At 59.8% G+C, this 25,717-nt stretch carries 16 protein-coding genes and 5 pseudogenes; 10 read left to right on the top strand and 11 right to left on the bottom strand.

The window, feature by feature from the left end; genetic code table 11:
- Positions 1 to 94: 94 nt before the first annotated feature.
- Positions 95 to 310, bottom strand: a complete 216-nt coding sequence (locus tag TU82_RS02825) for a hypothetical protein (RefSeq protein ID WP_057721595.1) — start codon at positions 308 to 310, stop codon at positions 95 to 97.
- 508 nt (positions 311 to 818) lie between these two features.
- Between TU82_RS02825 and TU82_RS02820 the strand changes: the two genes are divergently transcribed.
- Positions 819 to 3,569, top strand: a complete 2,751-nt coding sequence (locus TU82_RS02820) for a beta-glucosidase (protein ID WP_057721594.1) — start codon at positions 819 to 821, stop codon at positions 3,567 to 3,569.
- Positions 3,570 to 4,337: 768 nt separating this feature from the next.
- On the opposite strand, the gene TU82_RS02815 is transcribed toward TU82_RS02820, so the two are convergent.
- The 8 genes and pseudogenes from TU82_RS02815 to TU82_RS29450 form a co-directional block, all read right to left on the bottom strand.
- The gene (locus tag TU82_RS02815) at positions 4,338 to 4,952 is read right to left on the bottom strand and encodes a TetR/AcrR family transcriptional regulator (protein WP_057721593.1); all 615 of its coding nucleotides are present in this window, start codon (positions 4,950 to 4,952) and stop codon (positions 4,338 to 4,340) included.
- A gap of 62 nt (positions 4,953 to 5,014) precedes the next feature.
- Positions 5,015 to 5,149: pseudogene (locus tag TU82_RS28585) on the bottom strand (LacI family transcriptional regulator); the annotation flags it as partial.
- A gap of 213 nt (positions 5,150 to 5,362) precedes the next feature.
- Positions 5,363 to 7,768 carry a TonB-dependent receptor gene (locus tag TU82_RS02810; protein ID WP_057721592.1) on the bottom strand — a complete coding sequence of 802 codons (2,406 nt, stop codon included), beginning with the start codon at positions 7,766 to 7,768 and terminating at the stop codon, positions 5,363 to 5,365.
- A 77-nt stretch (positions 7,769 to 7,845) separates the two neighbouring features.
- Positions 7,846 to 9,609: a putative bifunctional diguanylate cyclase/phosphodiesterase gene (locus TU82_RS02805; protein WP_057721591.1), complete on the bottom strand. Its 1,764-nt coding sequence runs from the start codon at positions 9,607 to 9,609 to the stop codon at positions 7,846 to 7,848.
- 97 nt (positions 9,610 to 9,706) lie between these two features.
- Positions 9,707 to 10,141, bottom strand: a pseudogene (locus TU82_RS29465) (methyl-accepting chemotaxis protein); the annotation flags it as partial.
- A gap of 102 nt (positions 10,142 to 10,243) precedes the next feature.
- Positions 10,244 to 10,930 (bottom strand): annotated as a pseudogene (locus TU82_RS29460) (PAS domain-containing protein); the annotation flags it as partial.
- Positions 10,931 to 11,158: 228 nt separating this feature from the next.
- Positions 11,159 to 11,686, bottom strand: a pseudogene (locus tag TU82_RS29455) (methyl-accepting chemotaxis protein); the annotation flags it as partial.
- 603 nt (positions 11,687 to 12,289) lie between these two features.
- A pseudogene (locus TU82_RS29450) lies at positions 12,290 to 12,799 on the bottom strand (MCP four helix bundle domain-containing protein); the annotation flags it as partial.
- A gap of 342 nt (positions 12,800 to 13,141) precedes the next feature.
- Between TU82_RS29450 and TU82_RS02790 the strand changes: the two are divergent.
- Entirely contained in the window at positions 13,142 to 13,573 is a 432-nt protein-coding gene (locus TU82_RS02790) for a MarR family winged helix-turn-helix transcriptional regulator (RefSeq protein ID WP_057721588.1), read from the top strand.
- Here TU82_RS02790 and surE read toward each other — a convergent pair.
- Positions 13,549 to 14,373: a 5'/3'-nucleotidase SurE gene (gene surE, locus TU82_RS02785; RefSeq protein ID WP_057721902.1), complete on the bottom strand. Its 825-nt coding sequence runs from the start codon at positions 14,371 to 14,373 to the stop codon at positions 13,549 to 13,551. The two genes, TU82_RS02790 and surE, sit on opposite strands and share 25 nt — an antisense overlap.
- A gap of 366 nt (positions 14,374 to 14,739) precedes the next feature.
- Between surE and TU82_RS02780 the strand changes: the two genes are divergently transcribed.
- From TU82_RS02780 to TU82_RS02760, 5 genes are read left to right on the top strand one after another with little or no spacing between them, the layout of a single operon-like run.
- The gene (locus TU82_RS02780) at positions 14,740 to 16,221 is read left to right on the top strand and encodes an efflux transporter outer membrane subunit (RefSeq protein ID WP_057721587.1); all 1,482 of its coding nucleotides are present in this window, start codon (positions 14,740 to 14,742) and stop codon (positions 16,219 to 16,221) included.
- Entirely contained in the window at positions 16,218 to 17,030 is an 813-nt protein-coding gene (locus TU82_RS02775; RefSeq protein WP_057721586.1) for a MipA/OmpV family protein, read from the top strand. Before TU82_RS02780 ends, TU82_RS02775 begins: the two co-directional genes overlap by 4 nt.
- 16 nt (positions 17,031 to 17,046) lie before the next feature.
- Positions 17,047 to 18,165: an efflux RND transporter periplasmic adaptor subunit gene (locus tag TU82_RS02770; RefSeq protein WP_057721585.1), complete on the top strand. Its 1,119-nt coding sequence runs from the start codon at positions 17,047 to 17,049 to the stop codon at positions 18,163 to 18,165.
- On the top strand, positions 18,162 to 21,230 hold the full coding sequence (locus tag TU82_RS02765; protein WP_057721584.1) for an efflux RND transporter permease subunit: 3,069 nt from the start codon (positions 18,162 to 18,164) through the stop codon (positions 21,228 to 21,230). Before TU82_RS02770 ends, TU82_RS02765 begins: the two co-directional genes overlap by 4 nt.
- On the top strand, positions 21,227 to 22,456 hold the full coding sequence (locus TU82_RS02760) for an alginate lyase family protein (RefSeq protein WP_057721583.1): 1,230 nt from the start codon (positions 21,227 to 21,229) through the stop codon (positions 22,454 to 22,456). Before TU82_RS02765 ends, TU82_RS02760 begins: the two co-directional genes overlap by 4 nt.
- A gap of 64 nt (positions 22,457 to 22,520) precedes the next feature.
- On the opposite strand, the gene TU82_RS02755 is transcribed toward TU82_RS02760, so the two are convergent.
- The gene (locus TU82_RS02755) at positions 22,521 to 23,057 is read right to left on the bottom strand and encodes a helix-turn-helix domain-containing protein (protein ID WP_057721582.1); all 537 of its coding nucleotides are present in this window, start codon (positions 23,055 to 23,057) and stop codon (positions 22,521 to 22,523) included.
- Between the two features lie 135 nt (positions 23,058 to 23,192).
- On the opposite strand from TU82_RS02755, the gene TU82_RS02750 reads away from it, so the two are divergent.
- The 3 genes from TU82_RS02750 (at position 23,193) to TU82_RS02740 (ending at position 25,716) form a co-directional block, all read left to right on the top strand.
- Positions 23,193 to 23,975: an aldolase gene (locus tag TU82_RS02750; RefSeq protein WP_057721581.1), complete on the top strand. Its 783-nt coding sequence runs from the start codon at positions 23,193 to 23,195 to the stop codon at positions 23,973 to 23,975.
- 37 nt (positions 23,976 to 24,012) lie between these two features.
- A complete protein-coding gene (locus TU82_RS02745) occupies positions 24,013 to 24,900 on the top strand; it encodes a dihydrodipicolinate synthase family protein (protein WP_057721580.1) in 888 nt (295 codons plus the stop codon).
- Positions 24,901 to 24,996: 96 nt separating this feature from the next.
- Positions 24,997 to 25,716 (top strand): type 1 glutamine amidotransferase, encoded by a 720-nt coding sequence (locus TU82_RS02740; protein WP_057721579.1) that lies wholly within the window; start codon positions 24,997 to 24,999, stop codon positions 25,714 to 25,716.
- The last annotated feature ends 1 nt before the right edge of the window (position 25,717 follow it).

Raw genomic sequence — 25,717 nt, 5'->3', positions numbered from 1 at the left:
CTCGCGAAGAACGTCAACGATGACGCGGACATTCTGGATGAGCGCGGTGTCTTTGAGCTCTTCGCGAGCAAGCTCGCTCCTACAGGGATCAGGCTTACTTGGTTGGGGTGGCCGTTGTATTCAACGGTCGGCCACCCTTGGTGGTTTCGGCTTTCTGCTTTTTCGCCGCCTTGGCGTCGTGGGTCTGGGTCAGCACGGTGGAATCGGCAGCACCCGACGTCGCATCGGCGTCGGTAGATTCAGCGGCCATGACCGCGCCACTCAGTGCAACGCCCAGCACGAGGCCGGCACCCAACAGGGATATTTTCATAAAGATTCTCCAGTTCAAAAACAGCGGACAGCTCAAGTGGCGCCTTGAATTCGATCAAGACCCTACACCAAAGCGTTGTGTATGACAGCTTGTATAAAACATGGCCTTTTAGAACTACCGGGCAACGCCACTAGTTCGCCATGCCGCCATATATTTTCTTAAACCAATCGACTGGTAGGTTTAGCCTTAGTTCCGAAAGGTAAGGAAATATTTCTTATTTCACGCAAAAATTAGCTTTTGTTTGACTTATAACCGCAAGAATTGCCTTAATTATGCAGTTTTAGCGGTTCAAAACGCCATCGCGTGATGCCACTTAGACACTACTCACAACAACAATCCATACAATTATTAAACTTTTAATACTGCGAAACCTGCCAAGTAGTTGCAATTAGCCATCGGTTAAATATTGCGATCAAGGCGGACTATTGCCCGTAAAAAGTGACGAGCGCGCTGTGTGAAGCGCGCGTTTTGGCACCCTATTTTCAATAAACAGTTGTCGGAGAAACCCATGAACAAACGCAAAATGATCGGTGCGCAGTCGGCATTTGCCCTGCTGGCACTGGCGGTGTCCCAGGTGCATGCGGCCACCAGCCCGGCCCTGGATGAGGGCCGGGTGAGCCGCGCGCAAAAGGCTGCGGACAACACCCTGGCGAAGATGACCATGGAAGAAAAGCTCGCCTACATCGGCGGCACTGGCGGTTGGGACGTCAAGCCGCTGACCCAATACGGCATCCCGCAGATCCACGGCGCCGACGGCGGTGTCGGCGTGCGCTACACCAGTGAAGGCAACGCCCAGGGCGTGGTGTACCCGTCCGGGCCGAACCTGGCAGCCAGCTGGAACCCGCGTCGCGCCATCGACCTGGGCCGTGCCCTGGGCTACGACACCGCCAGCGGCGGTTATCAGTTCGTCACCGGCCCCGGCGTCAACCTGTACCGCATGCCATACAGCGGCCGTGCGTTCGAGTATCTGTCGGGTGAAGACCCCTTCCTCGGCGCCAGCCTGGGGCCGGCGGTGATCAACGGGATTCAGTCGCGCGGCGTGTGGGCCAACGCCAAGCATTTCGCCGCCAACGACCAGGAAAGCAACCGCTTCCACCTCAACGAAACCATCAGCGAGCGCGTGCTGCGCGAAATGACCCTGCCGCCTTTCGAGTCCGCCTCGAAGAACAGCAAAGTCGCGATGATGATGTGTGCCTTCCAGAAGGTGAACGGCGAGTTCGCGTGCCAGAACAAGCACCTGATGCGCGACATCCTGAAAACCGAATGGGGCTACCCGGGCTTCGTCCAGAGTGACTACAACGCCGTGGTCGACGGCTTGCCGGCAGCACAGGCCGGTACTGACCTGGACATGATGGGCTACCAGATGAACAGCACCGTCCTCAAGCCGTACCTGGACAGTGGCGAGCTGAGCAGCGCGACCATCGATGACAAGGTTCGCCGCATCCTCAAGCAGATCTACCTGTACAAGTTCGACAGCAAAGCCCCGCTGACCAGCCACAACATGAACAGCGCCACCAGCAACCGCACGGCGCTCAATGCCGCGCGCGAAGGCATCGTGCTGCTGAAAAACCAGAACAGCCTGCTGCCACTGGACGCGAACAAGGTCAAGCGCATCGCCGTGGTCGGCACCCTGGCCAAGTACGCGCCGCCTACCGGTTTCGGCAGCGCCAACGTGATGGCCGCCAACTACATCAGTGAGCTGAGCGGCTTGCAGCAACTGGCGCCAGGCGCCAAGGTCGAGTTCATCGACGGGCTGTCGCTGGACCCGGCCACCTCCAGCTGGACCCATGCCGACAGCAACGGCAACAGCGTCAAAGGCCTGAAGACCGAGTTCTTCAGCAACACCAACTGGTCCGGTGACCCGGCTGCCACGCGCACCGACACCCACGTCAACCTCGACTGGTCCACCGACAGCCTGCCGGTGAATGGCGATACCGCCGCCACGTCGATTCGCTACAGCGGCCAGATCACCCCGACCGTCAGCGGCGAACAGGTGTTCAAGGTCCGCGCCGACGGTGCGGTACGCCTGTACGTCAACGGCAAGAAAGTCCTCGACAACGGCGACGGCAAACCGCTGCCGAACAACAGCATTCCGCCGACCATCCCGGTGTTCGCCAAGGTCAATCTTGAAGCCGGCAAACCGGTCGACATCAAGCTTGAATACTCGCGCCGCAACGGCTACCTCTCCACCATGGGCGGCCTGGTTGGCGTGCAGATGAGCTGGGCATCGCTGGTTGCACCACAGGACCTGGCCCAGTACGACGCCGTACTGGTGGCAGCCGGCAACAGCAATGAATACGAGGGCGAAGGCTTCGACCACAGCTTCGACCTGCCGGAATACCAGAACCTGCTGATCCAGAGCATCGCCAAGGTCAACCCGCACACCGTGGTCACCCTGCACGGCGGCACCGGCTTGAAGATGAGCGACTGGATCGACCAGGTGCCGGCCGCCCTGCACGCGTTCTACCCTGGGCAGAACGGCGGCCAGGCCCTGGCAGAGATCCTGCTGGGCAAGGTCAACCCGTCGGCCAAGCTGCCGATCAGTATCGAACGCAACATCGAAGACAACCCGATCTACGCGACTTTTCCGAAATTCGACAACCAGGAAACCCTGAGCGAGATGAGCTACAAGGACGACCTGTTCCTGGGCTATCGCGGCTATGAGAAAAAGGGCATCAAGCCGCTGTATCCGTTCGGTTATGGCTTGTCGTACACCACCTTCGGCTACAGCAACATCAGCGTCAGCCCTGGCGTCGCAGTGGCCGGTGCGCCGATCAAGGTGTCGTTCGACCTGGCCAACACCGGCAAGGTCGCGGGCGCCGAAGTGGCCGAGCTGTACGTGGGCCAGAACAACCCGAAAGTCGAACGCGCGATCAAGGAGCTCAAGGGCTACAAGAAAGTGTTCCTCAAGCCTGGCCAGAGCAAGCGCGTGACCATCGAGCTCAACGACCGCTCGCTGGCCTACTACGATGTGGCCAGCAAGCAGTGGGTGGTGGACGCCGACAGCTTCAACCTGTCGGTGGGCGCTTCGTCCCAGGACATCCGCCTGAACGCCAAGCTGGTCAACCCGTTCCGCCAGGAACTGTCGACCACCACCAGCAACCCGCTGCCGCGTTCGGCGCTGAACTCGACGCTGCGTGAGTCGACGGTGAAGACCGGCGGTGTGCTGCATCAAAACGAAGGGGACAGCGGCACCAGCGACGGTGGTGGCTATGACATGAGCGATGACAGCAGCCAGGGCAGTGCTGCGGGCAACTGATCCCTGTGAGAGGGGGCTTGCCCCAATGCCAGTCAGTTAAGCGAACGAAATGCTTAAAGCAGCGAAGATCAAATGTGGGAGGGGGCTTGCCCCCGATGACGTCGGCCCAGCAAGCACTGATGTTGGTTGACCCACCGCTATCGGGGGCAAGCCCCCTCCCACAGGGGATCGGCGCTAACTGACTGGCATTAGGGCTTGCCCCCGATGGCGGTGGTTCAGTCGACACTTGTACCGACTGAATCACTGCTATCGGGCACACCTACACAATACTGTAGCGCGCCCTCTAACCACGATGCGCAGCGAGCCGCTCTTGATCTTGATCTGGCTTTTGATCTTGATCTCAGGCGCCCCGTTAAACCACGCTGGCCGAACGCAGGCTTGAATCCGTGGGTAACCCGGCAGGACGCCGGGTTAGCCGCCCCGCGCCATGGATGGCGCGTGGCGGCGGCCCACGGATTCAAGCCTGCGTTCGGGCACACCGAGCCTGGGCGAGGTGCCGAGTGGTGGGGCAAGAGCGTTTTGCTTACTTTTGCGCTTTTCAAAAGTGAGCCGCCGTAAGGGCGGAACCCATAGCAGCCGTGACCGCAGAAACGGATATGTACTCGGTCTGATCCAACATCCTGGCCAGCCCTGAGGCCGCCATCGGGGGCAAGCCCCCTCCCACATTTGGACCGGGATCGACATCAAAATCCTGGTCGGCCCCGAGGCCGCCATCGGAGGCAAGTCGAATCGTCGCACCGCCCCTCCCACATTTGGACCGGGATCGACTCAGGCTCTAATGGCCGCTTCGACCCGCGCAATGTAGGCATCGAACCGCGCCACCAGGTCCACCTGCTCCGGAAAGCGCAGCCACTGGATCTGCAGGCCATCCATCATGGCCAGGATTTCTTCCACCAGCCCGGCGATGTCCACGTCGCCGCGCACCTCCCCCGCCGCCACCAGGTCGGCAAACTGCCCCTGCAAACGGCGCTGGATCCCCGCATAGCGCGCCTGGAACCAGCTCCACGCCGGTTGCGTATCAAGCAGACTTTCCGCATTCAAAATGGTAAACGCGCGCACCACGCCAGGCGCGGTGGCATTCGAGCGGTTGATCGCGCGCAGGCTGCCAAGCAACCCGGTCAACGACTTCTCGGCGCGTACTTCATCGGCAATCCGTTGGTTGACTTCGTCGCGGCGTTGCAGCACGCCCATCAACAACGAGATCTTGCTGGGAAAGTGATGCAGCAGGCCAGCCACGGAAATACCGACAATCGCCGCCACCTGGGCCACGGAGGCGCCGCTGTAGCCCTCCAGGGAGAACACCTGCAAAGCTGCGTCCAGCAGCTCTTCGCGGCGTTTTTCACCCTTGGGTGCACGGCGGGTTTTAGGGGGATTTTCTGTCATGGGAACATCCTTGTGGGCAGACTTGCACCGTATCCAAATTGCTCTTGGGCCGCAAATAAAGCTCAGGCGCTTTCGCGTTCGATCAGGCGGCAGTCCAACAGGTTCAAGCGCTGCACCTCATCCACCACCGCCAGTACGCCAAGGCTTTCCAGCACCCGCGTGGCCGCCAGCACACCGAATTCCAACGCCGGCGGCTTGCGATCGGGGGCAAGCCCTAATGCCAGTCAGTTAAGCGTACACCGCCGTCTGTAGGAGCGAGCTTGCTCGCGAAAAACGTCAACGATAATGCGTGCTTTCTGAATGAACGCGGTGCCTGTGAATTTTTCGCGAGCAAGCTCGCTCCTACAAAAAGCCTTAACTGACTGGCATTGGGGCAAGCCCCCTCCCACACTGGGGTCTGTTTACAATCCTCAGAAATCGACAGTGGCCGACAACAGATAGGTACGCGGTGTCGACAGGGTCAATCCCGGCTCGCTGTCATCCGACGCACCGGCCGAACTCCAGTAGCGCTTGTCGGCGACGTTCTCCACATTGGCGCGCAGGGTGATGTGCTTGTCATCGACCTTGAACGCGTAACGCGCGCCCACGTCGATGCGGTTCCAGGCGTCGATCTGCTTGACGTTGGATTGGTCCAGGTACTGTGAGCTGGAGTAGATGCCGCGACTGGTCAAGGTCAGGCCTTCGAGCGTCGGCACGTCCCATTCGGCGCCCAGGTTCACGTTGTATTTGGGTGTGGCGGGGGCGCGATTGCCGTCGAAAGCACCGTTGGTGGTGTGGGTCAATTCACTGTCGATGTACATCACCCCGCCAAGCAGGCGGAACCCCTTCAGCGGTTCACCAAACACACTCAATTCCACCCCATTGTTCTGGCGCTTGCCGTTGGGGCCGAACACCCGCGAGGTGGCGTTGGTTTCATACGCCGGCTGCTTGATACGGAACACGGCGGCGGTCACGGCAAAGGCCCCGGCGTCGTACTTGGCGCCCGCCTCGATCTGGCGACTGATAAAGGGCGGGAAGATCTCGTCCTCGTTGATCGAGGTGGACGGTGCGACCTTGCCCTGGCTCAAGCCCTCCATATAGTTGGCATACAACGAGAGTTTGTCGGTGGCCTTGAACAGTACGCCACCGGAGGGCGAGATCTTTTCTTCATCGTAGGCGGTGGCGCCTTTGACGTTGTCGGTCCAGTCATCCACCTTCACCCGCTGCCAGCGCGCCCCGAGGGTCACCAGCAAGCGGTCGTCGAAGAAGCCCAGGGTGTCGGACAAGGCCACGCCGCTGAACTTATTTTCGGTGTAGACCCTGGAATCAAAGCGCGTCGGCCGCGAGGGCACCGGGGTCTGTACCGGGTTATAGAGATTGCTCGGCGCCGCCGCATAGCGCGCCCCGCCGTTTTCAAAGTCCATGTAGAAATAGCTGGCCGCCAGGTTGACTTCATGGCTGACCGGCCCGGTGTGGAACCAGCTGCGCACGCCGGCGGTGGCGGTGCGCACATTTTCATCGCGGGTAAAATCACGCGGCAGCACGCTGAAATCCCCGGCGTTATTGGTGACCGACACTGCGTGGCGCAGGAAGTCATGGTTACTCTTGCGCGCGCCTACCCCGCCGTACAGCATCACACTGTCGCTGAGGTCGAACTCGCCGTTGAGCGTGCCAAAGGTGTCGTTGGTACTGGCCTTGCTCCAGGACTGCGCGTAGTTGCGTCGCACATCGTTGGCGCTCGGCACCTTGGCATTGGCGCCGACTTGCACGCGTTCCTGGGGCGCGTCGGTGTCGCGCTCGGTACGGCCGATATCGGTGGAAAGGCGCAGGCGCTCGCCGCGAAAGTCCAGGCCGAGCACCGCCATTTCGCGGTCGACCGACTGGTGATCCCACTCCGTATCCCCGGCCTGCTTCACCCCGTTGAAACGGATGCCGAACTTATTGTCCTCGCCAAACCGACGCCCGATATCCACCGCACCACCGGCCTGGCTGTCGGAGGCCCAGCTGCCGGTGAACGAATTGATGTCCTTGTCGGTAGCCCGCTTGGGCACCACGTTGATCCCGCCGCCGACACTGCCGCGTGGGGAGATGCCGTTGATCAACTGCGTCGGGCCCTTGACGATATCGACGCGGTCGGCCATTTCCATGTCGATGGTGTAAGTCGGCAACACACCGTACAAGCCGTTGTAGGCCACGTCGCTGTTGAACAGGCTGAACCCACGGATGGTGAACTGCTCATAACGCCCGCCGGCCGGGTTGGTGGCACGCACCGAAGGGTCGCTGGCGATCAGATCGCCGAGGGTGCGCGCCTGCTGATTCTTCACCGCATCCGCGGTGTAGGTGGTCATGCTGAACGGCGTTTCCATGAAGTCCCGCGCGCCCAACAGCCCTTGCGAACCCCGACGCGCCACCTGGCCACCGGCATAGGTGTCGCCATCGGCCAGACCGGTAGTGCCCACAATCGACGTTGGCGCCAATTGCAGGCTCGCGCCGTCCGGCACCGCCACCAACACATACGCCTGCTCGCCCATCGGTTGCAGCTGCAGACCGGAACCTTGCAGCAACCGTGCAAAGCCCTCCTCCACACCATAATCGCCGGACAAGCCACTGCTGCTGCGACCGCTGACCAGCGCCGGATCGATCGACAGGTTGACCCCCGCCAGCCCGGCGAAACGCGTCAGCGCCGCACTCAAGCTGCCGGCCGGCACCTGGTAACTGCGACGGGCGGCGGCGTCTTCGGCGTAACTGAACGGGATGAACAGCGGGCTGGTGCCGAGGCTGAGCAGCAGGCTCAGTTTCAGTAAGGGACGCAAGGACATGGCGGGGACGGCGGGCATGGGAGGGCTCTCGATTTTATTCACTGCCTGGAATGACAGGCGAGTTGAAAAAAAGGGACAGGCTCGGGTGATTATTCTCAGGCGCGATTAGATAACCATCCAGGTATCGCAGCAGCCTCCATCGGCCTTGCGATCAAATATCCCTGGACCTCATGACATCCCCAGCCACTGACAAGCTCATACGTTTGAAGGGTCTCAACGCCCTCAGCCACAACGCGGTACCCCAACGAATGGGCAAGTTTGATAATGGTGCGTACCAGGCACTGACTCCTGGACTGCTGGACCAGGTTTTCAATCAGTGAACGATCCAATTTGACGACACTGGCGGGGAGCCGTTGCAGGTGAGACCAATTACTATAGCCCGTACCGAAGTCATCAATGGCAATCCCGATGCCCAACGCACGCAGCTGATTGAGATGGAGCAGCACGCTGTCGAAGTCATCTATGCGGGCGCTTTCAGTCAACTCCACTTCAAGTAACCGAGGATCGAAATCAGCCTGTCGAACCCTGCGAACCAGAGCGTTTATGAATACTGAAGACTCAATATCCTGCACAGTTACATTGATCGACACCTTGAAATTCAAGCCCTGACGCTGCCACTGGGCAGCTTGGTCGATCGTGTTGTGCAAGACCCACAAACTGATCTGCCCCATTAACGCTGTTTTTTCAGCCAGCGGTATGAACTCTGAAGGTCCAATTGCCCCAAGAAGCGGATGTTCCCAGCGCAGCAGCGCCTCAACCGACGTGCATTTTGCGGTGCCTATATCAATACGAGGCTGGTAGACCATTCTGAATTGTTCATCGCTGGCTATAGCCGTTGCCAGCGAGCTCAAGATAATAAAAGTGCGCTGCTGCGCGGTGTCCAGTTTAGCCTCGTAGTAACACCAGCCCACCATTCGATCTCGAGCATCATCTGCGGCGCTGATCGCCAGACGTAAGCACTCATGCGGCGACTCACCTGCCCCCCCAAGTTTTAACAATCCCACACCGACGGTCATCTGCAACGGAATGTCGTGGCACAGCACCGGCGTAACGTAGTCATTGATAACAGCCTTGCTGACCGCTTCTGCAATTGGGTAAGGCAAAACAAGGCCGAACCGTGTAGGGCTGATTTTGTAAAGCGGGGATTCGGGTGGAACAATGCTTAACAGGCGCTCCTTGATAGCCAACATCAACTCCAGGGAAAACTCATAGCCCAACGTCTTGACGACCTCGTTCAAAAAGTCGGGAGAAATCACATCAATCGCTACGATGCTACAGACGTCTGCGCGATTCTGAGCCTTGCCGATGTCGCTCTCAAGCCGAGCGCGGTTGTATAAGCCTGTGGCAGGGTCAACATAGTTTTCTGATCTCAGCGCAATGATTCTACTCATCACCAGTGCGGCCAAATGCCTCAGCATCGAGGCATCTTGTTCGCTCATCCTTGGCCTGGCTACGGTATCAATCACGCAGAGCGCGCCAAGACCCAAACCGTCGTCAGTGGTCAGGGGCGCACCCGCGTAATAGCGGATACCTGGAAGCCCGGTGACCAGGGGGTTGTCTTGAAAACGCAGATCGAGCGTCGCGTCCGGCACTTCGAGAAACTCGTGCGAGTACAAGGTATGGGCACAGAACGATTCGCTGCGGGGCGTTTCATTGATACTCACTCCGACCTTGGCACGGAACCACTGTTTGTGTTCATCCACAATTGAAATAAGCACGATGGGTGCTCGGAAGTATTCAGCACAGAGCGCAACGATTTGATCAAACGTATCGTCGCGCTGATCGTCGAGCAGACACAGCTCTCGAATTCGCAGAAAACGACGTTGTTCAATGGGTGACAGATCTTCAGCGTGTTCCATCAAACTCTCAACGAAGGTAATGAGATAGAGGAGGTTTCTTTGACGTCGCGGGCAGAGGCTTCGAGCGGCGGGAACAGTGCGGCCAACGGTTCCTGCCCTAAGCCACTTGAGTCGCGAACCTGCCCACCGCTTCGACTACTCGCTTGGCGCCATCCTGAATTTCAACAATGACCTGGCCTGCCTGCGTGGCAAGTTCAAGGCCTTGCTCCGCCTGGGACTTACTGTTTGCCATCTCAGCGACGGTTTGTTCCACCAGCTTCTGGTTCTGCAACACAACCGATGCGATTTCTTCAGTGGCGGTACTGGTGCGGCCGGCTAATTGTCGGACCTCATCCGCTACCACGGCGAAGCCTCGCCCCTGCTCACCTGCGCGAGCAGCTTCAATCGCAGCATTCAATGCCAACAAGTTGGTTTGCTGAGCAATACTGCTGATCGTCTGAATGATCGAGCTGATCAACAGCGACTGCTTCCCGAGCGCCTCTACCCCGCCAGAGGCAGCCTGCATATCACCAGCGACTTTACGCATCGTGTGCATCGTATCGTTGACTACAACGGCCCCGCGCTGAGCAGTCACATCCGTCTGCCGGGAGATCTCAAATGCAGTTTGGGCTGCTTCACTGACTTCCTGCTCACGCGCAACCTGGTCGGTGATAACCGTCGCAAACTTGACGACCTTGCAGAGCGTTCCTTCGGTGTCATAAACCGGGTTATACGTCGCTTCCAGCCATACCGTCCTACCGCTGCTGTCAACACGCTCAAATCGCCCGGCGACAAACTCACCCTTGTTCAAGGTAGACCAGAACTCCTTGTATTTCTGCGATGACGCTTCTTCCGGCCTGCAGAAAATACGGTGGTGACTGCCCTTTGCCTGGTTCAGGCTGTAGCCCATCGCTTTCAAGAACTGCTCATTGGCCATGAGTACGTGCCCGGAAAGATCGAACTCGATCACTGCCGTCGAACGAAGTAATGCATCGATGAAGGATGTGTTTTCCGACGCTTCTTCCACTCGCGACGTGATGTTCGTGGCATGGCAGGTCACATGGCTCAACCTGCCATTTTCATCCTTTACCGGTTGCCAATGCGCGTGAAGCCACACCAGGGAACCGTCAGCGTGCAGGTATCTGTATTCATCAGAGATGGACTTACCCGCCGCTACCGCTGCTCGAAAGTTATGGAAGCACGGGAGCTTGGATACGTACTGCGGAACAACATCAGCCATGGCACGACCCACGAGCCGATCCTGGTTATAGCCCAAGGCACCTGCGAAATTTTCGTTGCATGCGATAATTTTGAACGCCGGATCAATACTCAACGTCAGCATTTCGCGGTTCAGGCCATCGCGCAGTTGGCGCAGTTCCAACAGCTCTGCCGTCTGGGCGTGAAGCTGGTTCTTGAGTTTGGTATTGAACATGGAAAACCGCCTATAGGGTCATAGCAAGTCTATCGGCACCCCCTGCATGATATTGAGGCCGTTCGACGCAGATAAAATTAAAGTACCGACCTCAGCCCTCCTATATGTCAAAGAAGCCGTCCTGCACCAACTGACATCCTAAGCCGCCGTGAAAAAAGCCACTTTCGCTGCAAGGCGATCCGCTAACTGCGAGAGTTCCATGCTAGCGGTTGCAATTTGATGGGAGCCGGTGGCTGATTGCACGGTGGAGCCGTGAATACGGTTGATGTTCTGAGCGACATCGTCAGCCACGCCACTCTGCTGTACAGAAGCGCTGGCAATCTGCGCGTTCATATGACTGATGGCGCCCACCTGCTCGCTGATCCTGGCCAGTGCACTCTGCGCGCTGCGGGTTTGTGTGACGGTTTGACTCGCCAGTTCGCAACTGTTGCGCATGGTTTGCGAGGCGGCTTCTGTCCCCGATTGCAGCGTGCTGATCATCTGCCGAATCTCCTCGGTTGACTGCTGGGTACGGTTGGCCAGCGAGCGCACTTCATCGGCGACCACCGCAAATCCACGCCCATGTTCCCCAGCCCTTGCCGCTTCAATAGCAGCGTTCAGCGCCAGCAAGTTGGTTTGAGCGGCGATGGAGTTGATGACATCGATCACCGACTCGATATTTTCGCTGTATTGGGATACCTGATTTACGGTACCCGTGGTTTGCTCCAGCGTTATTGCCAATTGCTCGATGGAAACAGCAGTACTCGCAACCAATCGATTACCGTTTTCCACTTCGATGTCAGCCAAGCGGGAAGCATCGGCTGCCTGCGCGGCATACCCGGATACTTCGCTGACCGTAGCGGCCATTTGCGTGATGGCTGCGGCTACCTGCTCGGCTTCGTGGGTTTGCAGGTTGATATGGTCATTGTTGGTCGACGAGCTGGCAGACAATTGAATGGAGGAATGATTGACCTCATGGGCTGCCCTGCGCACTTGCTGAATAGTCTCTGCCAAGTGCACAAGAGCGTCTTTGAGCACACCCATCACGCTCTTGGGGTAATCGGTGGAAATCGTCTGGTTCAGATCACCCGCCGCCAGACGCTCAATGGCTAATGCCACCTCAGTGGGCTCCGCGCCCAATGTCGATTTAACGAAGCGAATAATCACCGCCGATAGCGTGACGCTCAGCAGCAGGGCAATACCGGTCGCAATCAACATCAGGGTACTGAACTGGCTGGCCGTTTCCTGAACCGCGCCGAGCTTGGCCTTGATGGATGCCTCTTCATAGTCAATCAGCGCATTCACGCGCTTTAACCACTCACTGTAATCCGAAGACGTTTGACGCATCAAAAGCGCCTGGGCTCCCGGAATGTCCCCCGCTCGGCGCAGTGAGATGACCGCTTGGGTGGATTTCAGGGTTTGTTGTTCAATATCCTTAATGGCGGTCAGCAGTCGAAGCTCTTCGCCCGTAACGCTTGCGCGTTCGAACAACTGATCCATTGGCGCCGCCGAGTCGGCGTAGGCTTTTTCCAGAGCTTTAATCTGCGACAAGTAGGTGTCCAGATCAGGGTCGCTCGTCACCAGCACCGCATCCCGGATAGCGATGGCGCGGTTATGCACGCTGCCACGGAAATTGATGGCGTAGCGCTGCACCTTTGCTGCGTTTTCACTGACGTCGCCCAACGTGGCATCGATGAACCCAACGCGCTGGATGCCGATGGCAGTGATCATTATCAGAAGCGCCAGGATGGCTGCGAAACTCAGCCCTATGCGTGTGGCCAACGAAAGCGTTTTCTTCATGGCTTACTCTGGAATATGCCCGTCATGGGACTGGATTGATGCGGATGACGCGAGGGGCGCGGTGAGCCAATCACGCTGGGTGCCTTGAAGATACGTCGATGCCGGATAGCGAATCCATTGAGTATTACGCACTGCATTGATAGCTCGGTGCTATCACGGGGTCAGGTTGGAAAAGAGCGGGCTTCCAATAAACAAATGAATTTATTTTCGGTATGGACCTGATCCTGGCTCTTCCTTGACCTCTGATGCTCTGTTGTCGAGTCGAATGTTCCGCGTGAACGCTTGCCTCCTCGTCACCCGATTTGGTTACAATCCTATAGGCATTTTCAGGGTCTGGGGCACATGCATATTTCGTTATTTCGCGAGCGCTTTACGCGCCTGAACAAACGCCTGCGCCAAGAGGCGCAAAATCACCCCGATACTTGGTCGCAGATGCTGGTATTGAGCGCAATCGATCAAATGGACGGCATGGCAACGCCTTCGAAAATTGCCGAGGCGGAAAATATCCGCTCGTCCAACCTTGCCTCCCTGTTGAAGGACCTGGAGGCGCGAGACTTGATTACCCGCACACCAGATACCGAAGACCGCAGACGCACCTGGATCGGCCTTTCGGAGCAAGGCCGATGCGTGTTGCAGGCAAGTCGTCAGCGCCGTGATGAATGGCTTGCTGAAGCGGTAGACGCCTGTCTGACGGCCAGTGAACGCAAGCGACTGGAAGCAGCTGGATTGCTCATGGACAAACTCAGCAGCTATGGAAGCTCCGACTGGCGCTGAAGCTCGCTGTCGAATGCGCCCAAGGGGAAGATCCTGTTTTCGCACGTCATGCTCGCCGACGCGTAGGTACGCTCGAACTGCAACGGCGTTGCGGTGATATGTCCGCCAAGACTTTCAGCCGTTTCCGTCCCAGGTTCGTCCGTGCACGGGTGCCTGCGCAATTGCAGCCAATGGTATTCCAGCCCACGCGGGTCATTTTCCGAACGAACCGACACCCCCTCCAGGCGGCCTCTGCCTTGCCGCGTTATTTTCAGTGGCAACACGGCACCGGGTGCGCAGCTCGGGAAATTGACGTTCAAGCAAACGTCTTGCGGCCACTGCTGGGCCATCAGTTGTTCAATCACGGGGGCGCCGTGGTTGAGTGCGTTTTCCCAGGGCACCGCGCTGCGATCCGTAAACGCCTGGCTCAGTGCGATGGATGGGATACCGAAGAGTAACCCCGTCATCGCCGCTCCGACGGTACCCGAGAATACCGTTTCCGTTCCCAGGTTCGCCCCGCGATTCACGCCGGATAAAATCAGGTCGGGCTTGTCGTGACTGAGCAGATGCCCAAGTGCCAGGGCTATGCAGTCAGCGGGGGTTCCGGTAACCGCAAACCTGCGTGTTCCCTGGTAACTCAGCCGCAAGGGAGCATGCAGACTCAATGAATGTGACGTGCCGCTTTGATCAAGTAACGGTGCGACGACCCACACCTCATTCGCTAATTGGCAGGCAATACGTTCAAGTACCTTGAGCCCTGGGGCATCAATACCATCGTCGTTGGTGAGAAGGATTCGCTCAAATCGATGACTCTTCGCCATGGTCATGCCCCGTCGATGCTGCCGCAGGAGGCGTTCGGATTGACGCCTTCGAAGGCATAATTACCTATATTTAAATAGTTATCTACCCATAGGTATGAAAACAGGCCTGCCTTCGCTCACCAAGGCTTACGGGAAAAGTCACTGGTTTCAGAACCGGCCGCTCGCACTGGCCACCGGCGCCAGGTGCAGTCATCCACCCATTTTTCCGGGTTGATTGCGCGGGCGCTGTCGGCGTCGTTTTCGACAATGAAGACAGGTTTTCTTCACACAAAGAAGTCCCTTGATGAAACCTTGATAATTCACACACGGTTTATTGAAAGTCCGCTGCCAGTATTGCCCTACGCCCGACTTTCGCGAACCGACCCCATGCCGACCACCGTACTGCTGTCCAAGCCTGTCAAGCTGACTGAACGCCTCGGCGCGGTTTTGCTGCTGGTCGGCACGCTGGCCGGCTGCTCGTTGGCACCGGAGTACCAGGCGCCCGTGCTGCCGGTGCCGCAGACCCTGCAAGGCGAACCTTCGACGGGCACGCCCTCCTCCGTGACCGGTGAGGTCGAGGGGCTTTCCGAGGAGGAGCGACAATTGCTGGCCGGCCTGGATTCATCGGCGCAGTTGCCGCATCGGGTTGAACAAGCCCTGAACTACAATCGCGACCTGCGCCTGGCATTGCTGCGTGTCGAGCAAGCCCGTGCCCAGTACGGCATTTCCAGCGCCGATCGCATGCCCACCGTGGCCCTGGGCCTGCAACGCAACCGCCAGCACTTGCACGACAAGGCCGCCGACGAACGTTATGGACAAGACATTGCGGTGGCGTCCGTCGGCGTATCGGACTTCGAGCTGGATTTTTTCGGCCGAGTGCGCAGCCTGTCGGAGGCGGCGCAGCATGACTACCTGGCTACACGCTACGGGGCTTTGGCCGTGCGCAAGGCGCTGATCGTTGAAGTGGCACGCCTGTATTTGCAAGAGCGCTTGCAGGCAGGTGTGCAGTCCGACACGCAGTCCATTCTCGACAACCAGAACCTGCTGCTGAGCGTACTCGACGGCCAGCAAAAGGAAGGCCTCGTCGCCCAGGACACGGTCGACACCCAGCGCATGGAGGTTCGGCGTGCCGCCCAGCAATGGCAGGATGCAAGCGCCGACCACGCCAGTGCACAGCAGGCGCTGGCATGGGTGACCGGCTATCAGGCCGCGCCTTCGACCGTTGCCACGACAGGCCCGGTAATTGATCTGGATACCCCGCCCTGGCTGATCGAACTCTCGTCCCAACGACTGTTGCAACGCTTCGATGTGCGCCAGTGCGAACAAGCCCTGCGCGCCGCGAACGCCAACATCGGTGCCGCCCGTGCGGCGTTCTTTCCCTCCATCACCTTGAGCACCGGCGCGGGCATCGCCAGCCCGCGCTTGAGCAACTTGTTTTCATCCGGCAGCGGCGCCTGGCTGTTCACCCCGCAACTGAACCTGCCGCTGTTCGACGGTGGCCGCAACCAGGCCAACCTGGACCTGGCCACCGCTCGCCAACAGTCCGCCGTCGCCCAATACGAAAAGACCGTGCAGGACGCCTTCCGTGAAATCGCCGACCTGTTGAGCCAACGCCAACAAGCGCTGGCCAACGCCACCACGCAGATCGATCTGGCGTCGTTGACCGCATTAAAGGCCAAGCGTCTCGACCAGCAGATTGCCGCGGGTGCGGCCGCGCGTTCGGAGCACTTGGCCGCGGCAATTCGCCTGGCTGAATCGCACATTGAATTGCGCAAGGCCACCTACCAGTTGTTGTTCAACCGCCTGGCGCTGTATCGCGCGCTGTCCGGCGCACCGCTATTTTCCTCCGCTGAAAGGGTTTCACCATGAACTTGACCACTCCCCGTACCCGTACCGTGCTGTGGGGCGCCGCCGCCTTGATGGCCTGCACGCTCGCGATCCCGGCACAGGCGGCCGACGCCAGCCCGGCAGCCGACAAGACCACCGCCACCCTGGGCCTTGGCATGGGGGTCACGCCGCGCTACATGGGCGCCGACCGCTACCGCGCGCTCGTGCTGCCGATGTTCAGCATCCAGCGCGGCGCGCTGTTCGCCGACACCACCCGAGGCCTCGGCGTGCAATTTCAATCCGACAGCGGCTTTGGCGCCAGCGCGGCGATCAACTACGACCTGGGCCGTAAGGAGAAGGACAGCACCAGCCGCCCGGGCGACCGCGAGCTGAACGGCATGGGCGATATCAACGGCGCCACCGTCGCCGACTTCACCCTCAGCCAGCAGCTGTTTGACTGGCTGTCGGTCAGCGGCGAAGCCGAACTGCGCATGGCCGGCGAACACCGTGGCAACCGCTACCGCTTTGGCCTGGAAGGCATCCTGTTGCATACCGACAGCGACACCCTGGCCCTGGACATCGACGCCCATGCCGGCGACGGCCGCTACAACCAGACCTTCTTCGGCGTCACCCAGGCGCAGAGCCAGCGTTCGCTCTATGGCAAATACAACGCCGATGCCGGGATCTATGCCTACTCCGCCGCCTTGAACTGGCAGCACAGCCTGAACGCGCACTGGTCGACGCTGGCCAGCCTGACGCTGACCCAGTACGCCGACCAGGCGCGCAACAGCCCGCTGATCCGGCGTGAAAGCGCAGGTCTGGGCATGTTCGCCATCAACTACACCTTCTGATAACGAGGCGCCAGGCATGCAGGGTTTTGCTCAGTTGTTCCGTCCTTGGGACCGTCCCCTGATGTTCGGCGTTGTCTGCCTGATGGTGGCGGCCTGTTCGCGCGAGGAAGCGGTGCCGGAGCCGGCGGTAAGGTCCGTCAAAGTCGCCACCGTGCATGCTACAGAGGTCGACGCTGCGCCGTTGACCGGTGTGGTGCGCCAACGCCAACGCGCGGCCCTGGCCTTCGAAGGCGCGGGCCGATTAGTGGCGTTGAACGTCGACGTCGGCGATGCCGTAAAACAAGGCCAGGTGCTGGCGAGCCTGGACACGTCGGCCGTGCAGTTACGCCTGAAACAAGCGCAGGCGGCCTTGTTCGCCAGCGTGGCGCAAACCGGCGAGCGCAAGCGCAACAAGCTGCGCCAGCAACAGCTTTACGCCCAGGGCAGCGTTGCGGCCAGCGCCGTGGAGCAAGCCGAAGCCGCGTGGCAAGCCGCCGTTGCACAGCAGGCCGCCGATGAGGCGGCGCTGGACCTGGTACGCCGCGATCAACGCCAGGGCCAACTGATTGCGCCGTTTGACGGCCGCGTCGTGGCCAGACCCGCGCAGTTGTACAGCGAGTTGTCGCCCGGCCAAGGGGTGATGGAACTGGAGGCCGGCGGCGCGCTGCAGGTCATCGTGCAAATTCCGGTGGAACAGGCCGCCGGCCTCAAGCCTGGCGACCACGCCGCCGCCAACGACCCGGCAGCGCCCGGCTCAACCCTGCCGCTGGTGCTCGAAGGCTTGTCGACGCGCGCGCAGAACGGCCTGTTGCAAAGCGCGCGTTTTCGCCTGGACGCCCGCGCCCTCGCGCTCCCCAGCGGCGTGAACCTCAACGTGCGATTGGCGGCGCCTGCCGCGCGCGCGCTGTCGATTCCGACCCAGGCGCTGCGTATGGGCGGCGACGCCAGCCAGGTGCAGGTGTTCGTCTATGACCCTGCCCAGGGCAAGGTCGCCCTGCGTGATATTACGATCGGCCTGATCGACCAGGGCCGTGTCGCCATCGACAACGGCCTCAAGGACGGCGAGCAAGTGGTCGTCACCGGTGTGGCGTTTCTCACCGACGGCCAGCCCGTCAACCTGCTCTCGCCCTCCAGCCGTTTGAGCACGCCCGAATGATCAACCTGACCCGTCACGCCCTGGGCGCGAGCCGCCTGACGTTGTTTACTGCCCTGCTGATCCTGCTCGCAGGCGTGGCCACATTCCTGAGCTTTCCGACCCAGGAAGAGCCCTCGGTGACGATTCGCGATGCGCTGGTGAGCATCCAATTCCCCGGCCTGCCCAGCGAACGCGCCGAAGAGTTGCTGGCCCGGCCTACCGAAGAAAAACTGCGCGAGCTGTCGCAGATCAAAAACATCGTGACCACCGTCCACCCCGGCAGCGTGATCATCCAGGTGACGGCCCGCGATGAGATCAAGGACCTGGGCGTGCTGTGGCAGCAGGTACGCAATAAAGTCGCCGAGGCCGGTGCCAGCTTTCCACCGGGCACCCAGGGGCCGTTTGTCGACGATAATTTCGGACGCGTCGCCGTCGCGTCCATCGCTGTCACCGCGCCCGGCTACAGCATGAGCGAGATGCGCGGACCGTTGAAGCGCCTGCGTGACCAGTTGGGCGGCTTGCCCGGTATCGGCCAGGTGACGTTGCACGGCCTGCAAGACCAGCAACTGTCGATCGACATCAACCCACAGCGCCTGGCGGGGCTGGGCTTGTCCCCCCAGCAGCTGTTCCAACAACTGCAGCAACAGAACGTATTGGCGCCTGGCGGTATTGCCGACATTGGCGGGCAAATCACCACGCTAACCGTAACCGGCGAAGTGCTCAGCCTGGAGCAACTGCGCCAGTTGCCGATCCAGCTGCCCGGCGCCGACGGCACCGCGCAGTCGGTGGCCCTCGGCGCCATTGCGCAGATTTCGGTGATGGCGGCCGACCCGCCGCAGACCGCTGCGGTCTATCAAGGCCAGGACGCGGTGGTGCTGGCGGTATCCATGGCGCCCGGACAAAACGTGCATCAATTCGGCGTGGCCTTGCGCGAGCGTTTGGCCCAGCTGGAACAGCAGCTGCCGTTGGGCTTCAGCGCCCATATGGTGACGTTCCAGGCGGATGTGGTCGACCAGCAGATGGCCAAGATGAAGCATGTGATGATCGAGACGGTGGTCATCGTCATGGCCGTGGTCATGCTGTTCCTGGGCTGGCGCACCGGGCTGGTGGTGGGCGCCATTGTGCCGCTGACCATCCTCGGTACGTTGATCGCCATGCGCATGCTCGGGGTCGAGCTGCAAACCGTGTCGATTGCCGCAATCATCCTCGCGCTCGGCTTGCTGGTGGACAACGGCATCGTGATCGCCGAGGACATCGAGCGCCGGCTCCACGCCGGCGAGGACCGACGTCAGGCCTGCGAGGACGCCGGACGCACCCTGGCGATTCCGTTGTTGACCTCGTCCCTGGTGATTGTGCTGGCGTTCTCGCCATTCTTTCTCGGCCAGACCAGCACCAATGAATACCTGCGCTCATTGGCTGTCGTGCTGGCGCTGACCCTGCTCGGCTCGTGGTTGTTGAGCATCACGGTCACGCCGCTGCTGTGTCTGTATTTTGCCAAAGCTGCCCCCCAGGACACGGCAGAGGACAGCTATGACAGCGGTTTTTACCGAGGCTACCGGGCGGTCATCGGCCGCGTGCTGCAACACAAAGCGCTGTTTCTGATGGCCATGCTGGTGTTACTCGCCGCCGCGATCTTCGAACTGATGCGCGTGCCCTATGACTTTCTGCCTCAGTCGGACCGCTTGCAGTTTCAGGTGCCCATCAGCCTGGAACCCGGCAGCGGCTCGCGCAAGACCTTGCAAAGCGTGCGCGAGATCAGCCTGTGGCTGAGCAAGGAACCCCAGGTGGCCGACAGTATCGGCTACGTCGGCGACGGCGGGCCGCGTATCGTGCTGGGCCTCAACCCGCCGTTGCCGGCACCGGAAACCGCTTACTTCACTGTCAGCGTCAAGGCCGGTACGGATATCGATGCAGTCATCGCCAATACGCGTCGCTATCTGCTCAAGCACCACCCGGAACTGCGCGCCGAGCCCAAGCGTTTTTCCCTGGGCACCACCGAGGCCGGTGTCGCGATCTATCGCGTGCTGGGCCCGGACGAGCAGGTATTGCGCAGCCTGGCCGGCCAGATCGAAAAGGCCCTGCGGGAAGTGCCGGGGACACTGGATGTGCGCGATGACTGGAGCACACGTCTGGCGCGTTATACCGTCGAGGTCGATCAGCACAGTGCGCGCCGCGCCGGTGTCGACACCCAAGCCATTGCCCAGGCCTTGCAGCTGCACTTCGGCGGCATTCAGGTTTCGTCATTGCAGGACAACCAGACCCGCGTCCCGCTGGTGGTGCGCGAGCCGGCGACGACAACCGATGTCTCGCCGGCTCTGCGCGGCATCCTGGTCTACCCCGCCGACGGCTCGACACCCGTGCCGTTGGCGGCCGTTGCCCGCATCGTCGCGTCAAGCGAACCTTCCACCCTGATGCGGCGCAATCAGGAACGCGCCATCACTGTGGTCGGGCATAACCCGTCGTTGACGGCGACCTCCATCGTCGAACGGTTGGCGCCGCAGGTGGCGGCACTGGCCCTGCCGCCGGGTTACCGCATCGAGCTGGGCGGCGAAATCGAAGACTCGGCGGACGCCAACCAGGCATTGCTGCAATACCTTCCCCACGCGCTGATCGCCATGCTGTTGCTGTTCGTCTGGCAGTTCAATTCGTTCCGCAAGCTGCTGATCGTCGTCTCCGCCATTCCCTTCGTACTGATCGGCGTGGCCGTTGCGCTATTAATTACCGGTTACCCGTTCGGCTTCATGGCCACCTTCGGCCTGTTGTCACTGGCGGGGATTATCGTCAACAACGCCGTGCTGTTGCTGGAGCGTATCGAGGCGGAACTGCACGAGGGCCTGCCGGTGTACGAGGCGGTGGTGAATGCCGCCGTGAAACGCCTGCGCCCCATCGTCATGACCAAACTGACCTGCATTATCGGACTGGTGCCGCTGATGCTGTTCGCCGGGCCATTGTGGGAAGGCATGGCGATCACGCTGATGGGTGGCCTGGCGCTGGGCACGTTGGTCACCCTGGGGTTGATCCCCGTGCTGTACGTATTGCTGTTCACACCGCGTAAACATTCACACATCAAGGCGAACACACCATGAATTTTTCGTTGAAGGCAAAGCGCAACCTCAAGCGCGTAATTCTCGGGGCCGCGCTGCTTGGCGCGCTGTCGCCGAGTATCGGTGCTCAAGCCTCCGCGTTCGTCCACCCTGGCCTGTTGCAGACCGAGCAGGACTTCATACGCATCCGCGAAAAATTGGCCAACCACAACCAGCCGTGGCTGGCCGGTTGGCAGAAGCTGATCGCCAACCGTCATGCCTCACTGGCCTGGAACCCGAGCCCGGTCGCGGTGGTGTATCGGGGTGCGGATGGCCAGCATCCGGAAAACTACGCCAGGTTATTCAACGACGCCGCCGCCGCGTATGCCTTGGCCCTGCGCTGGCAGCTCTCGGGCGATCCCGCGTATGCCGACAAAGCCGTAGCGATGTTGAACCAATGGTCCACCACCCTGACGGCGATTGAAGGCACATCGGACCGTTTCCTGGCATCAGGCCTGTACGGTTACCAACTCGCCAATGCCGCCGAAATACTGCGCGGTTATCCAAAGTGGAAGGCGGCGGACTTTCATCGGTTCCAGAGCATGATGCTCACGGTGTTCTACCCGATGAACCATGATTTCCTGGTGCGTCACAATAACGCGCCGGTCGACCACTATTGGGCGAACTGGGACCTGGCCAATATGAACGCGATGCTGGCAATTGGCGTACTGACCGACCGCCGCGATATCTATGAGGAAGCGGTCAACTATTTCAAACACGGCGCCGGCAACGGTTCCATTGAACACGTGGTGTGGAAGCTCTACGGCAATGGCCTGGGCCAGGTCCAGGAGAGCGGGCGTGACCAGGCGCACACCCTGCTCGACATCGCTTTGCTCGGCAGTTTCTGCCAAATGGCCTGGAGCCAGGGCGACGACCTGTTCGGGTACCAGAACAACCGCGTGCTGCAAGGCGCCGAGTATGTGGCCAGGTACAACCTTGGCCAGGACGTGCCTTTCACCCCCTTTATCAACAGCGGTTTCAAGCAAACCATTATCTCGGCAGAGCATCGCGGCGACATCCGGCCGATCTGGGAACTGCTCTACAACCACTACGTGGTGCTTAAAGGCCTCAAGGCGCCGAACGTGAAAGCCTTCGCGCATAAGGTCCAGGTGGAAGGCGGTGGCGGCGATTACGGGCCGAACAGCGGGGGCTACGATCAGTTGGGGTATGGAACCTTGCTGTATTCGTTGGGCGAACAGGTTTTGTCAGGAAGCGAACTGGCGCCCTGAAAATCCGTCAATGCGCCTTCACGGCAACCACGCTCCAGGCATCCATACATCTCGAGTGCTGCGGCTAGTCCGAGCTATGTACGACGACCAGCAACTCGGCTTGCTCGTCGGAAACGGAGCGTAGCCGGTGAGATTTCTGGGCATTGAAATGCAGGGCGTCGCCTTCATCCAGCGTCTGGCGCTCGTTTCCGAAATCGACTTCGACACGACCACGGATCACATAGATGAATTCCTCTCCCAGGTGCTCCTTGAAGGCAGAGTGGCCGAATGAGCGCGGCGGGTAGACCAGAAATGGCAGCAAAGCCCGATGCCCGATATGCCGCGCCAGCGGCACGTGAGCTGCGGGTAGACCGCCATCAATGGCTTCGCGCGGCTGACGTCGCACCAGACTGTAGCCTTCGGCGGGCACCGCTTCGGTGCTGAACAGTTCTTCGGCTTGTGCATTCAAGGCCTTCGCCAGTTTGAGCGCCACTGCAATAGACGGCGAACTTACACCCCGCTCCACTTTCGACAGGTAGCTCTTGGTCAATCCGGTTTGCCCGGCCAGTTGCTCCAGGGTTATTCCCATCTTCTTGCGCAAAATTCTCAGCTGTACCGCCATCGAACGCTATTCCTTGAAAAATAATGACACGCGGGTTGCAAATGACACATTGTGTCATTACGATCTCAATGTGTCCTGGAGAGCCGTTGCAGCGACTCTTTGGCAATTTGAGCTGTTTTAAACCAGGTACTGACCATGACCACGACCCTGCAGACCCCGAAGGATCAGCTCGTCACCCTTGCCGAGAAGCAAATGGCGACGGCACTGATCGATAACGAATATACCCCGAGACAGAAGCTTGCACTGACTTGCCGAATACTTTTTGACGGCGGACATGATTCGGGACTTGCCGGGCAGATCACCGCCCGCGCCGAAGTGCCGGGTACGTATTATACGCAGCGCCTGGGCCTGGGTTTTGACGAGATCAGCGGCTCGAACCTGCTGGTGGTCGATGAAGACCTCAAGGTACTCAAGGGTCAAGGCATGGCAAACCCGGCCAATCGCTTCCACAGCTGGCTCTACCGGGCTCGCCCGGATGTGAACTGCATCATCCATACACACCCTCTGCACAGCGCCACGCTGTCGATGCTGGAAGTGCCGCTCGCGGTTTCCCATATGGACATCTGCCCGCTGTACGACGACTGCGCCTTTCTCAAGGATTGGCCGGGTGTTCCGGTGGGCAATGAAGAAGGCGAGATCATTGCAAAGGCAATCGGCGACAAGCGCGCCATCCTGCTTTCTCACCATGGTTTGCTGATTGCAGGCAGCTCAATCGAAGAAGCTTGCGTGCTCGCGCTGCTTTTTGAACGGGCGGCCAGGATGCAGTTGCTTGCTATGAGCGCGGGGGAAATCCGCCCCATTCCCGAAGCGCTGGGCAAAGAAGCTCACGACTGGATCTGCACCCCGAAACGCCACGGCGCCGCATTCAGTTACTACGCCCGACGGGCACTGCGCGCCCACGGCGACTGCCTGGCCTGATCCCTCCTACATCATAGAAACTGCAAAGGTGCCTTGTATGTCTACCTCTATAATTCGTGGCGTTATCGGCTATACCATCACCCCATTCGCGGTTGACGGCTCACTGAACCTGGTTGCCTTGGGCCAATCGATCGACAAGCTGATCGCCTCCGGCGTGCATGCCATTGCACCACTGGGAAGTACCGGGGAAGGCGCCTATCTTTGCGATCAGGAATGGGAGGCGGTGGTCCGCTTCAGCCAAGAGAAAATCGCCGGCCGAGTGCCCACAATCGTCAGCGTTTCGGACCTGACCACGGCACGCACCGTACAGCGTGCCCGATTGGCTGAGTCGTGTGGGGCGACAGCTGTGATGGTGCTTCCGGTCTCTTACTGGAAGTTGACCGACACGGAAATCGTCGATCATTACCAAGCAGTCGGCGCGGCCATCAGCATTCCGATCATGCTCTACAACAACCCAGGCACCAGCGGCACGGACCTGTCGGTCGATCTGATCCTGCGCATTCTGAGCGAAGTGAAGAACGTCACCATGGTCAAGGAGAGCACTGGCGACATTCAACGCATGCACCGACTGTTCAAGGCCACCGATGGCCAGGTGGCCTTCTACAACGGCTGCAATCCATTGACCCTCGAGGCATTGGTTGCCGGTGCGAGCGGGTGGTGTACCGCTGCGCCCAACCTTATTCCGGCACTGAATCTGGCGCTGTGGGATGCGGTGCAGAGTGGAAAACTGGAAGAAGCCCGCACGCTGTTCTATCGCCAGTACGAACTATTGGAATACATCACTCGTCGCGGCCTGCCGACCACTGTCAAGGCAGGTTTGAGGATGCAGGGCCTTGACGTCGGCGCCCCCCGCCTTCCACTTCAACCGCTCGATGCGTCAGCCAGCGCCTACCTGAAAAAGCTGTTGGACGAGTTGGCGGCATAATTCGTGAGCGTTCGCTACCCGCTACGCAGCGCACGTTCATATGGGTGATTGCGAAGGCGGTCACCTTCAATCTATCCGGAATCCGAGGGTAAAACGTTGAAAGTCCATTTTGTGATACACGAGTCCTTCGAAGCACCTGGTGCGTTTGAGGACTGGGTAAATGCCCGAGGTTATCAAGCCACCTATTCACGCGTATACGAATACGCCGCCCTCCCGGAAGACGCCGCCTCATTCGACCTTTTGGTCGTACTAGGCGGCCCCCAGGACCCTGGCACATCGCTTGAGCAATGCCCCCATTTCAACGCATCGGCCGAGTGTGAACTCATAAACAAAGCCATCACCAGAGGTCGCGCTGTCGTCGGTGTGTGCCTGGGGTCACAGCTGATCGGTGAAGCGCTGAATGCGACTTTCGCCCACAGCCCGGAGAAAGAAATCGGCAAATTCCCCATTCACCTGACCGAGGAAGGTTTGGCGAATCCAAAGTTCTCCCATTTCGGCAAGACGCTCGATGTCGGGCATTGGCACAACGACATGCCTGGCCTCTCTGGAAACGCCAGGATCATTGCGTACAGTGAAGGCTGTCCGCGTCAGATCGTCGAGTACAGCAACCTGGTGTATGGCTTTCAGTGCCATATGGAGCTCACCAACGATGTCGTGGAACTGTTGATCCAAGCCTCGGAAACGGAACTGGCGACATTGACTGACCGCAGGTTTGTTCAGCAGCCCGCCGCATTGCGGCAGAACAACTACGATGAGATGAACCAGACGCTATTCATATTTTTGGACAAGCTTGTTGCCGATTACCTGGCCAATTAGC

This window comes from Pseudomonas orientalis, from assembly GCF_001439815.1.
GTDB classification, from domain to species: Bacteria; Pseudomonadota; Gammaproteobacteria; order Pseudomonadales; family Pseudomonadaceae; genus Aquipseudomonas; species Aquipseudomonas orientalis.
This window is presented reverse-complemented; position numbering and strand designations above follow the sequence as displayed.

Excerpts from the sequence above, each read along its gene's own strand:
- TU82_RS02775 (WP_057721586.1), top strand. The coding sequence starts at position 16,218 with ATGAACTTGACCACTCCCCGTACCCGTACCGTGCTGTGGGGCGCCGCC.
- TU82_RS02750 (WP_057721581.1), top strand. The coding sequence starts at position 23,193 with ATGACCACGACCCTGCAGACCCCGAAGGATCAGCTCGTCACCCTTGCC.
- TU82_RS02815 (WP_057721593.1), bottom strand. The coding sequence starts at position 4,952 with ATGACAGAAAATCCCCCTAAAACCCGCCGTGCACCCAAGGGTGAAAAA.
- TU82_RS02765 (WP_057721584.1), top strand. The coding sequence starts at position 18,162 with ATGATCAACCTGACCCGTCACGCCCTGGGCGCGAGCCGCCTGACGTTG.
- TU82_RS02805 (WP_057721591.1), bottom strand. The coding sequence starts at position 9,609 with ATGGAACACGCTGAAGATCTGTCACCCATTGAACAACGTCGTTTTCTG.
- TU82_RS02755 (WP_057721582.1), bottom strand. The coding sequence starts at position 23,057 with ATGGCGGTACAGCTGAGAATTTTGCGCAAGAAGATGGGAATAACCCTG.
- TU82_RS02745 (WP_057721580.1), top strand. The coding sequence starts at position 24,013 with ATGTCTACCTCTATAATTCGTGGCGTTATCGGCTATACCATCACCCCA.
- TU82_RS02820 (WP_057721594.1), top strand. The coding sequence starts at position 819 with ATGAACAAACGCAAAATGATCGGTGCGCAGTCGGCATTTGCCCTGCTG.
- TU82_RS02810 (WP_057721592.1), bottom strand. The coding sequence starts at position 7,768 with ATGCCCGCCGTCCCCGCCATGTCCTTGCGTCCCTTACTGAAACTGAGC.
- TU82_RS02770 (WP_057721585.1), top strand. The coding sequence starts at position 17,047 with ATGCAGGGTTTTGCTCAGTTGTTCCGTCCTTGGGACCGTCCCCTGATG.
- TU82_RS02825 (WP_057721595.1), bottom strand. The coding sequence starts at position 310 with ATGAAAATATCCCTGTTGGGTGCCGGCCTCGTGCTGGGCGTTGCACTG.
- TU82_RS02760 (WP_057721583.1), top strand. The coding sequence starts at position 21,227 with ATGAATTTTTCGTTGAAGGCAAAGCGCAACCTCAAGCGCGTAATTCTC.
- TU82_RS02780 (WP_057721587.1), top strand. The coding sequence starts at position 14,740 with ATGCCGACCACCGTACTGCTGTCCAAGCCTGTCAAGCTGACTGAACGC.
- TU82_RS02790 (WP_057721588.1), top strand. The coding sequence starts at position 13,142 with ATGCATATTTCGTTATTTCGCGAGCGCTTTACGCGCCTGAACAAACGC.
- surE (WP_057721902.1), bottom strand. The coding sequence starts at position 14,373 with ATGGCGAAGAGTCATCGATTTGAGCGAATCCTTCTCACCAACGACGAT.